The following is a 7,479-nucleotide window of genomic DNA, read 5'->3' on the forward strand; positions in this document are numbered from 1 at the left end:
AGCGCTGGAGCGGTACTCCCTTGCCGGGTAAACTGTCGCGATTAAGCTATCCGCAGCCCGAGGCCATTAATGGAACTGAAAGCAACATCGCTGGGTAAGCATCTGGCACAGCACCCCTATAATCGGGTTCGCCTGCTCGCGGCAGGCGTGGAAGTCAGCGGTGAAAAACACGAATACCTGATTCCTTTCAACCAGCTAATAGCAATCCGCTGTAAGCGTGGGCTGGTCTGGGGCGAGCTGGAGTTTTCTCTGCCGGATGAAAAGGTCGTGCGGCTACACGGTACCGAATGGCAGGAAACGCAGCGTTTTTATCACTACCTCAATCAGGCCTGGCAAAACTGGAGCCAGAGTATGAGCCCGATCGCGGCCGCAGTTTTACAGCAGCAGGTAGATAAACTGCGCGAGGCCGAACAGCAGGATAAATGGCTAAAACGTAATGAGGTTGTTGACTGGCGTAAGGCTATCCTGACCGCTTACGCATCACAACCTCTGCCGCTTGCCCGGCTGGAAACCTTTGATAACTGTCGTGAAGCCTGGTATTTCTGCCAGCGTTGGCTGGAAAATAGCGAAACAGAGCGGCAAAAACGCAATGAAAAGTGGTCAGAAAAGATGCTGGCGCAGTATGCGGATTTTTTTAACCGCTTAGAAAGCTCGCCTCTGAACGCGGCGCAAATCCGGGCAGTTATCAACGGCGAAGAAGCGTTGCTGGTGCTGGCCGGTGCCGGTAGCGGTAAAACCGCCGTGCTGGTGGCCCGCGCAGCCTGGCTGCTGTTACGCAAACAAGCTACCGCAGAACAAATTCTGCCACTGGCTTTTGGCCGGTTAGCGGCTGAAGAAATGAATAACCGCCTTAAACAGTGTCTGAATCATGACGATGTTGTTGCGCGCACCTTTCACTCGCTGGCGCTGCATATTATTCGCGAAGGCAGCAATAAAATGCCGGTGATTAGCCAACTGGAAAATGATGCCGTACAAAGACAGCAGCTGTTAATCGAAGCCTGGCAACAGCAGTGCAATGAGAAAAAAGCCCAGGCCAACGGCTGGCGGCAATGGTTACAGGAAGAGCTGGGCTGGGAGCTGGCGGAAGGCGTTTACTGGCAGGATAGCGAGCTGGTTAAACGCCTGGGTAGCCGACTGGATCGCTGGCTGGGACTGATGCGTATGCATGGTGGCGCGCAGGCGGCCATGATTGAATCCGCGCCGGAAGAGGTTCGTGAGCTGTTTGGCAAGCGAGTTAAACTCATGGCACCGCTGCTGAAAACCTGGAAGAGCGCGTTAAAAGAAGAGGGCGCTGTCGATTTCAGCGGCCTGATCCATCAGGCCATTGCCATTCTGGAAAAGGGACGTTTTATCAGCCCGTGGAAGCATATTCTGGTTGATGAGTTTCAGGATATCTCTCCGCAGCAGGCCGCATTACTCACGGCGCTGCGTAAGCACAATAGTCAAACCTCGCTCTTTGCCGTGGGTGACGACTGGCAGGCTATTTACCGGTTTAACGGTGCCGATATGGCGCTAACGACCGCGTTTCATCACTACTTTGGGGAAGGCGACCGCTGCGTGCTGGATACTACGTATCGTTTTAACGCGCGGATTGGCGAGATCGCTAACGCTTTCGTGCAGAGTAATCCGCAACAGTTAAGAAAACCCCTGAATAGCCTGAGCAAAGGCAATAAAAAAGCCATCTCACTGCTTCCTGAAGCGCAGCTGGAAACGTTACTGGATAAAATCAGCGGTTATGCCACGCCGGAAGAACGGGTGCTGATACTGGCGCGCTATCATCATTTACGGCCTGACTTGTTGAATAAAGCAAAAACGCGCTGGCCCGGACTGAATATCGATTTTGCCACCATCCATGCCAGTAAAGGGCAGCAGGCGGATTACGTATTATTAACGGGCTTGCGTAGCGGAGAGGACGGTTTTCCGGCGGCGGCAAGAGAGTCAGTTATTGAACAGGCCTTACTGCCCCCACCGGAAAGTTTTCCCGACGCCGAAGAGCGTCGTCTGGCTTACGTAGCGATAACGCGTGCCAGGCAGCAGGTCTGGCTGCTGTTCGACAGCGTTTCACCTTCTGCTTTTGTTGCAGAGTTTAAACGCCTGGGCGTACCGGTATTACGTAAACCCTGACTCAGCACGCCCGATTGCTTACTGTAGACGCTCCTGCAAATAGCGCTCATAGTCGGGAACGGAAACGGCAAGCTGCTGAGCAAACAGCGGAGAATGGATAATAAAATCGGCGGTTGAGCGATTGGTCGCAACGGGGATGTTCCACACCGTAGCCAGGCGCAACAGTGCTTTGACATCAGGATCGTGCGGCACCGCGTTCAGGGGATCCCAAAAGAAGATCAGTACGTCGATTTTACCTTCGGCAATCATTGCACCTACCTGCTGGTCGCCGCCCATCGGGCCGCTCAGCATGGCAGTTACACTCAGGCCGGTCGCGCGCTGAATCAGGTTACCGGTCGTGCCGGTAGCGTAAAGCAGATGCTGCTGCAACAGCGCTTTATGGCTGTCGACCCACTCCATCATCGAAGCTTTACAGTGATCGTGTGCGACCAGCGCAATATGTTTTTTATCCCGTAGGGTTCGGGTAGTTTGTTCCATGACAACATCCTGTTCCGCATTGAAAAAACAACTATACGGTTTCCAGTTACAGGATGCCAGAGGCTGGCGATTAGCCGGTGCGCAATGCCTTCACGAGCAAAACCAGAGGCTGGCGATTAGCCGGTGCGCAACGCCTTCATGATCAAAACCAGACGCTGGCGGGTAGCGGAATCAACCTGCTGATACCACAATTGCAGAATGCGGCTTGCCGGATACGCATTGTCGGCAAAATCAAGTGTGCTATGGTCTGCCATATTGCCGGTAGTATGAGGCTGTGCAAAGCGGGGAACGGAAGCCGGGTGGCCCTGCATATTATAGGCAGCCATCGCCTGCTCAAAGTTTATGCTGACGTTAGTCGCCAGCCGATCGTGCTGGCTTTCTACCTGGTTGCCCTGTTCATCGTGCAGCCTGAAATCAGGATGGCGAGCAAAGGCCCGGGCCTGCTGAAGCGTATGCAGGGCAGGCAGCGTAATAGCGATAGTTTTTGTCGACGCCGTAAAGGTTACGATCAGTGGTGGAGAGACCCAGGGTGAGGCATCAATATTTTTGTCCACCCGGAAAAGAACCTGATGCTGACCGCGCTCAAGTTCAATGCCGTCAGCGCCTTTTAATAAAGAACCGGAGATTTTATGGCCATCAAGCACCAGCAAATCCATATCAGGTGCAAGTTTTAACGTAGTTGCCTGAGCCGCTGTCGCAACCCACATCGTCAACAACCCTGTCAGGAGCAGATCCAGCTTCATTATTTCTCCAGATGTGCAGGAACTTAAAAAAGAGCGAATGTATCAAAGTCTTTCAGTATGACAGCATATTAACATTTTTACATATTTATTCATGTTAAATCTTCTGCGGTAATGGACAAAAATATCAGTTATGTTCATCTCGGGTGTTCCGGACACGCAAACTTTTCTGGAGAAAATAATGGATAACAAAGTCATTGCAGATGTGTTAACTACCACCCGGCATATTGCCCTGGTAGGGGCCAGCGACAATCCTGGCAGAGCAAGTCATTACGTGATGGCTTATTTGCTGGAGCAAGGGTACAAAGTCACGCCGGTTAGCCCTAAGCTTGCCGGACAAACGCTGCTGGGCCAGCAAGTATATGCAACGCTGGAAGAGATTCCCGAGCCTGTCGATATGGTCGATGTTTTCCGTAATGCGGAAGCGGCTTATGGCGTGGCGCAGGAGGCCATCGCTATTGGTGCGAAATCGCTGTGGCTACAGCAGGGCGTGATCAATGAACAGGCCGCGGTACTGGCGGCGGATGCAGGTTTGACGGTGGTAATGGATCGCTGCCCGAAAATAGAGATCCCGCGGCTTGGTCTGGAAAAATAAAAAACCCCGCGTTGCGGGGTCTTTGTCAGTTTCTGAGGCGCGGTGCCTGAAGCTGCTCGCGAATTGAAGCGGCAAGCTCATCCATGGAGGGATGCTCGGGATGTTCACCCGGGATCTCCCAGCCCAGCTGGGCTTCTGCCAGATAGGTATGTACCGTTTCGCCGTTATCATCTTCCATCACCACGTGATACCAGGGAGCATTACGTAGCGAAGCGCTGTCGGCAATATCATCTATTTGCGGATCCTCTAACGAATACTCCGGATCCACATCAACAACAACACCTAAAAAACCAAGCAGCTTATGCCGCACCTGCTGGCCAGGCCCAAATTTGCTGGCAATCATTGTGACCTCCTGAGAAACATAGCCCTGCCAAATAGATGGGGGCAGGGTAAGCGTTTTCAAGTCACAGTACGCGGCAGGCAAAACCTTTCAGGTAAAGTCCTTCCGGATAGCTGGCGATCACCGGGTGATCGGCCGCCTGACGGAACTGCTCTATAAATTGTACATCACGCTGCGCATCCAACGCGGCATCCGCGATGATTTTCTGGAATAATTCCGTAGGCATCAGTCCGGAGCAGGAGAAGGTTAGCAACGTACCGCCAGGATTCAGCAGCTGCATCGCCAGCATATTGATATCTTTATAGCCACGGCAGGCACCGGCCAGCTGATTTTTATTCTCGACAAATTTTGGCGGGTCCATCACGATCAGATCGAATTTTTCTCCGCTGTCGCGATAGCGACGCAGCAGTTTAAATACGTCATCGCGCAGAAACTCTGCTCTGGAGAGGTCCAGCCCGTTCAGCTCTACGTTCTGGCGCGCAACGTCCAGCGCAGCCTGAGAGGTATCCACGCTGATTACCTGCTGGCAGCCGCCCATTAATGCGGAAACAGCAAAACCGCCGGTATAGGAAAAGCAGTTCAGCACGCGCCCCTCTTTTGCATAGCGTCGGGTCGCCAGACGGCTGTCGCGCTGATCGAGGTAATAGCCTGTTTTGTGGCCGGTCTGAATATCCACCAGCAGCTTCATCCCGTGCTCGGTGATAGGCAGAAGTTCTGGCGGCGTTTCGCCTACAACCACGCCCTGCGTCAGTTCCAGACCCTCTTTTTTACGTACCGACACATCTGAACGGTCATAGATAGCGCAGTCCGGATAGCAGCTTTGCAGTGCGCTAATCAGGGCCGCACGCTGGTATTCGGCACCCGCGGAAAGCAGCTGCAGCACCAGGAAGTTGCCAAAGCGGTCGATGGTCACGCCGGGCAGGCCATCGGACTCGCCGGCAATCAGCCGGTAGCTGTCCAGATCGTCACGCACTGCCAGCCAGTCACGCAGCTGCTGCGCCGCCTGTAGACGTTTAATAAAGAAGGCGATATCGATTGCCTCATCCTGTTCCCAGCTCCAGACGCGAGCGCGGATTTGTGAAGCAGGCGACCAGGCGGCGCGGGCCAGCCATTTTCCCTGGCTGTCACAAACGTCCAGCGTTTCACCCGGTTGGGCTTTCCCTTCCATGCGGGCTACGGCACCTGAAAATACCCACGGGTGACGACGAAGTAAGGACTTTTCACGTCCTTTGGCAAGAATTAAACGAACAGTCATATTTGCTATGCTTACAGTCAGAAAATCAGGCGCTATTGTCCGGTGCCTGGCAGCAAAATGCAATCTGTCTCTGTGGAGGTAACATGACGGTAATCTGTAAAAGAGCCTGGGTACATGGCGTAGTGCAGGGCGTGGGCTTTCGCTATACCACGCAGCAGGAAGCCAGGGCGCGCGGCTTAAAAGGCTATGCCCGCAACCTGGATGATGGCAGTGTCGAAGTGCTGGCCTGTGGCGAAGAGCAGGAAGTAGAAGCGCTTATCGCCTGGCTAAAAGCGGGTGGGCCAAAAGCGGCCAGGGTTGATAAGGTATTAGCGGAGCCTTTTCAGCCTCACGATGAACCGACGGGCTTTACCACGCGATAGCGCTCCCTGTTTATCCCGACAGGCAGGGCAAGTCAGAGGCATTTTGCCGGTTTGGGCAGGCCTGCGATTTTGGTGGCCTGTTTCGCCGGGCCTTCAGGGAAAAGCCGGAACAGGTAGCGGCTGTTACCTTTCTCCTCGCCATATTTTTTTGCCATCGCCTTAACCAGCATCCGTACGGCGGGCGAGGTATTGAATTCCAGATAGAAGTTCCGCACAAAATGGACGACTTCCCAGTGGGCTTCGCTCAGTACGATACCTTCTTCCTCGGCCAGTTGCGGAGCCAGTGCTTCGCTCCAGTCGGTAGTGTTGAGCAGATATCCCTGCGCGTCGCGTTCAATTTCTTTGCCGTCAAAAAACACTGTTTTGCCTCTTATCTGTTGTTGGCCGCCAGTTTAGCAAAAAACATCGTCGGCATGCAGTCTGGCAATCTCGCTATAAAAAAGCCCCGCGTCGCGGGGCCGGATAAGCAATAACCATTTTGTTAGTTGTTACGCGACATACCCAGAATACTTAACAGGCTAACAAAGATGTTATAGACAGAAACATACAGGCTTACCGTGGCGCGAATATAGTTCGTTTCGCCGCCGTGAATGATGTTGCTGGTTTCCCAAAGGATGGCACCGGATGAGAACAGGACAAACATCACGCTAATCGCCAGGTGCAGCGCCGGGATGTGCAAAAAGAGATTGGCCAGCACCGCTACCAGCAGTACGACAAAGCCAGCCATCATCATGCCGCCAAGAAAAGACATATCCTTACGGGTAGTGAGTACGTAAGCGGAGCAGCAAAAGAACACCAGCGCGGTGCCGCCCAGAGCCAGACCGATAACGTCACCCATTCCCGCCGACAGCAGCGAGTTTAAGATGGGGCCAAGGCAATATCCGAGGAAACCGGTGAAAGCGAAGGCGGCCAGAATGCCGGCAGGGCTATCCGCCAGCCGGTAGGTCAAAAACATCAGGCCGTAAAAACCGACCAGCATAATAATCAGGCCCGGCGCGGGCAGGGCGAACACGGTACTTAGCGTGGCGGTAACAGCCGAGAACGCCAGCGTCAGCCCCAGCAGAAAATAGGTATTTCGCAAAACTTTGTGCGTGGCAAGCAGCGAGCTTTGCCGGGTAGTAGAGATAATGCGATCCATAAAAATGCCTCTTAAGGTCATCAGATGGCAGTGAGAATAAGCAGCGCTTCGTATTGCGGGAAGGCGTTTTACCCTTCTTTACTCGTGGTCATGGAGATTATGTGAGCGAACTGGCGTTTATTACGACAAAAAAACCGGGTTTGGCTGTTTTTGCGGCAGTTGAACCAGACCCTGCTTTACAACGGCACGGAGGATGTTTATAGTTCGGCTCATTGCGGAGGGGTGGCCGAGTGGCTGAAGGCACCGGTCTTGAAAACCGGCGACGGGAAACCGTTCGAGAGTTCGAATCTCTCCTCCTCCGCCATCAAATTTAACGGGTCAGCGAAAGCTGGCCCGTTTTGCTTTCTGCCTTATAAGATTTAAGCTGCTTCCTGCTTCCTGCTTCCTGCTTCCTGCTTCCTGCTTCCTGCTTCCTGCTTCCTGCTTCCTGCTTCCTGCTTCCTGCTTC

9 protein-coding genes and 1 tRNA gene are annotated in these 7,479 nt (G+C 53.5%); 4 read left to right on the plus strand and 6 right to left on the minus strand.

All coding sequences use genetic code 11. From position 1 onward, the window contains the following. Positions 1-69 precede the first annotated feature (69 nt). Positions 70-2,124: a DNA helicase IV gene (helD, locus tag KUE00_RS14420; protein WP_246760582.1), complete on the plus strand. Its 2,055-nt coding sequence runs from the start codon at positions 70-72 to the stop codon at positions 2,122-2,124. Positions 2,125-2,142: 18 nt separating this feature from the next. On the opposite strand, the gene KUE00_RS14425 is transcribed toward helD, so the two are convergent. Continuing rightward, a complete protein-coding gene (locus KUE00_RS14425; RefSeq protein WP_246760583.1) occupies positions 2,143-2,601 on the minus strand; it encodes a methylglyoxal synthase in 459 nt (152 codons plus the stop codon). Positions 2,602-2,717: 116 nt separating this feature from the next. Continuing rightward, positions 2,718-3,344 (minus strand): YccT family protein, encoded by a 627-nt coding sequence (locus tag KUE00_RS14430; RefSeq protein WP_246760584.1) that lies wholly within the window; start codon positions 3,342-3,344, stop codon positions 2,718-2,720. 178 nt (positions 3,345-3,522) lie between these two features. Here KUE00_RS14430 and KUE00_RS14435 point away from each other — a divergent pair, with 178 nt between their 5' ends. Then, on the plus strand, positions 3,523-3,936 hold the full coding sequence (locus KUE00_RS14435; RefSeq protein WP_246760585.1) for a CoA-binding protein: 414 nt from the start codon (positions 3,523-3,525) through the stop codon (positions 3,934-3,936). A gap of 25 nt (positions 3,937-3,961) precedes the next feature. On the opposite strand, the gene hspQ is transcribed toward KUE00_RS14435, so the two are convergent. Then, positions 3,962-4,279, minus strand: coding sequence for a heat shock protein HspQ (hspQ, locus tag KUE00_RS14440; RefSeq protein ID WP_246760586.1), 318 nt, complete (start codon positions 4,277-4,279; stop codon positions 3,962-3,964). Positions 4,280-4,340: 61 nt separating this feature from the next. Continuing rightward, positions 4,341-5,531 carry a 23S rRNA (cytosine(1962)-C(5))-methyltransferase RlmI gene (gene rlmI, locus KUE00_RS14445; protein WP_246760587.1) on the minus strand — a complete coding sequence of 397 codons (1,191 nt, stop codon included), beginning with the start codon at positions 5,529-5,531 and terminating at the stop codon, positions 4,341-4,343. Positions 5,532-5,614: 83 nt separating this feature from the next. Here rlmI and yccX point away from each other — a divergent pair, with 83 nt between their 5' ends. Then, positions 5,615-5,893 (plus strand): acylphosphatase, encoded by a 279-nt coding sequence (yccX, locus tag KUE00_RS14450; RefSeq protein ID WP_246760588.1) that lies wholly within the window; start codon positions 5,615-5,617, stop codon positions 5,891-5,893. A 32-nt stretch (positions 5,894-5,925) separates the two neighbouring features. Here the strand turns inward: yccX and tusE are convergent, their stop codons facing one another. Both tusE and yccA read right to left on the minus strand, forming a co-directional pair. Continuing rightward, complete coding sequence (gene tusE / locus KUE00_RS14455) at positions 5,926-6,252, minus strand: sulfurtransferase TusE (protein ID WP_246760589.1); 327 nt, start codon at positions 6,250-6,252, stop codon at positions 5,926-5,928. A gap of 122 nt (positions 6,253-6,374) precedes the next feature. Next, positions 6,375-7,031: an FtsH protease modulator YccA gene (gene yccA, locus KUE00_RS14460; RefSeq protein WP_246760590.1), complete on the minus strand. Its 657-nt coding sequence runs from the start codon at positions 7,029-7,031 to the stop codon at positions 6,375-6,377. A gap of 216 nt (positions 7,032-7,247) precedes the next feature. Here yccA and KUE00_RS14465 point away from each other — a divergent pair. After that, positions 7,248-7,335, plus strand: a tRNA-Ser gene (locus tag KUE00_RS14465). Positions 7,336-7,479: the final 144 nt, after the last annotated feature.

The organism is Erwinia phyllosphaerae (genome assembly GCF_019132875.1).
In the GTDB taxonomy this organism is placed as follows: domain Bacteria; phylum Pseudomonadota; class Gammaproteobacteria; order Enterobacterales; family Enterobacteriaceae; genus Erwinia; species Erwinia phyllosphaerae.

Bases quoted from the DNA above. Each gene is read 5' to 3' on its own strand.
- rlmI (WP_246760587.1), bottom strand. From the start codon at position 5,531: ATGACTGTTCGTTTAATTCTTGCCAAAGGACGTGAAAAGTCCTTACTT.
- helD (WP_246760582.1), top strand. From the start codon at position 70: ATGGAACTGAAAGCAACATCGCTGGGTAAGCATCTGGCACAGCACCCC.
- KUE00_RS14435 (WP_246760585.1), top strand. From the start codon at position 3,523: ATGGATAACAAAGTCATTGCAGATGTGTTAACTACCACCCGGCATATT.
- yccA (WP_246760590.1), bottom strand. From the start codon at position 7,031: ATGGATCGCATTATCTCTACTACCCGGCAAAGCTCGCTGCTTGCCACG.
- KUE00_RS14430 (WP_246760584.1), bottom strand. From the start codon at position 3,344: ATGAAGCTGGATCTGCTCCTGACAGGGTTGTTGACGATGTGGGTTGCG.
- hspQ (WP_246760586.1), bottom strand. From the start codon at position 4,279: ATGATTGCCAGCAAATTTGGGCCTGGCCAGCAGGTGCGGCATAAGCTG.
- KUE00_RS14425 (WP_246760583.1), bottom strand. From the start codon at position 2,601: ATGGAACAAACTACCCGAACCCTACGGGATAAAAAACATATTGCGCTG.
- yccX (WP_246760588.1), top strand. From the start codon at position 5,615: ATGACGGTAATCTGTAAAAGAGCCTGGGTACATGGCGTAGTGCAGGGC.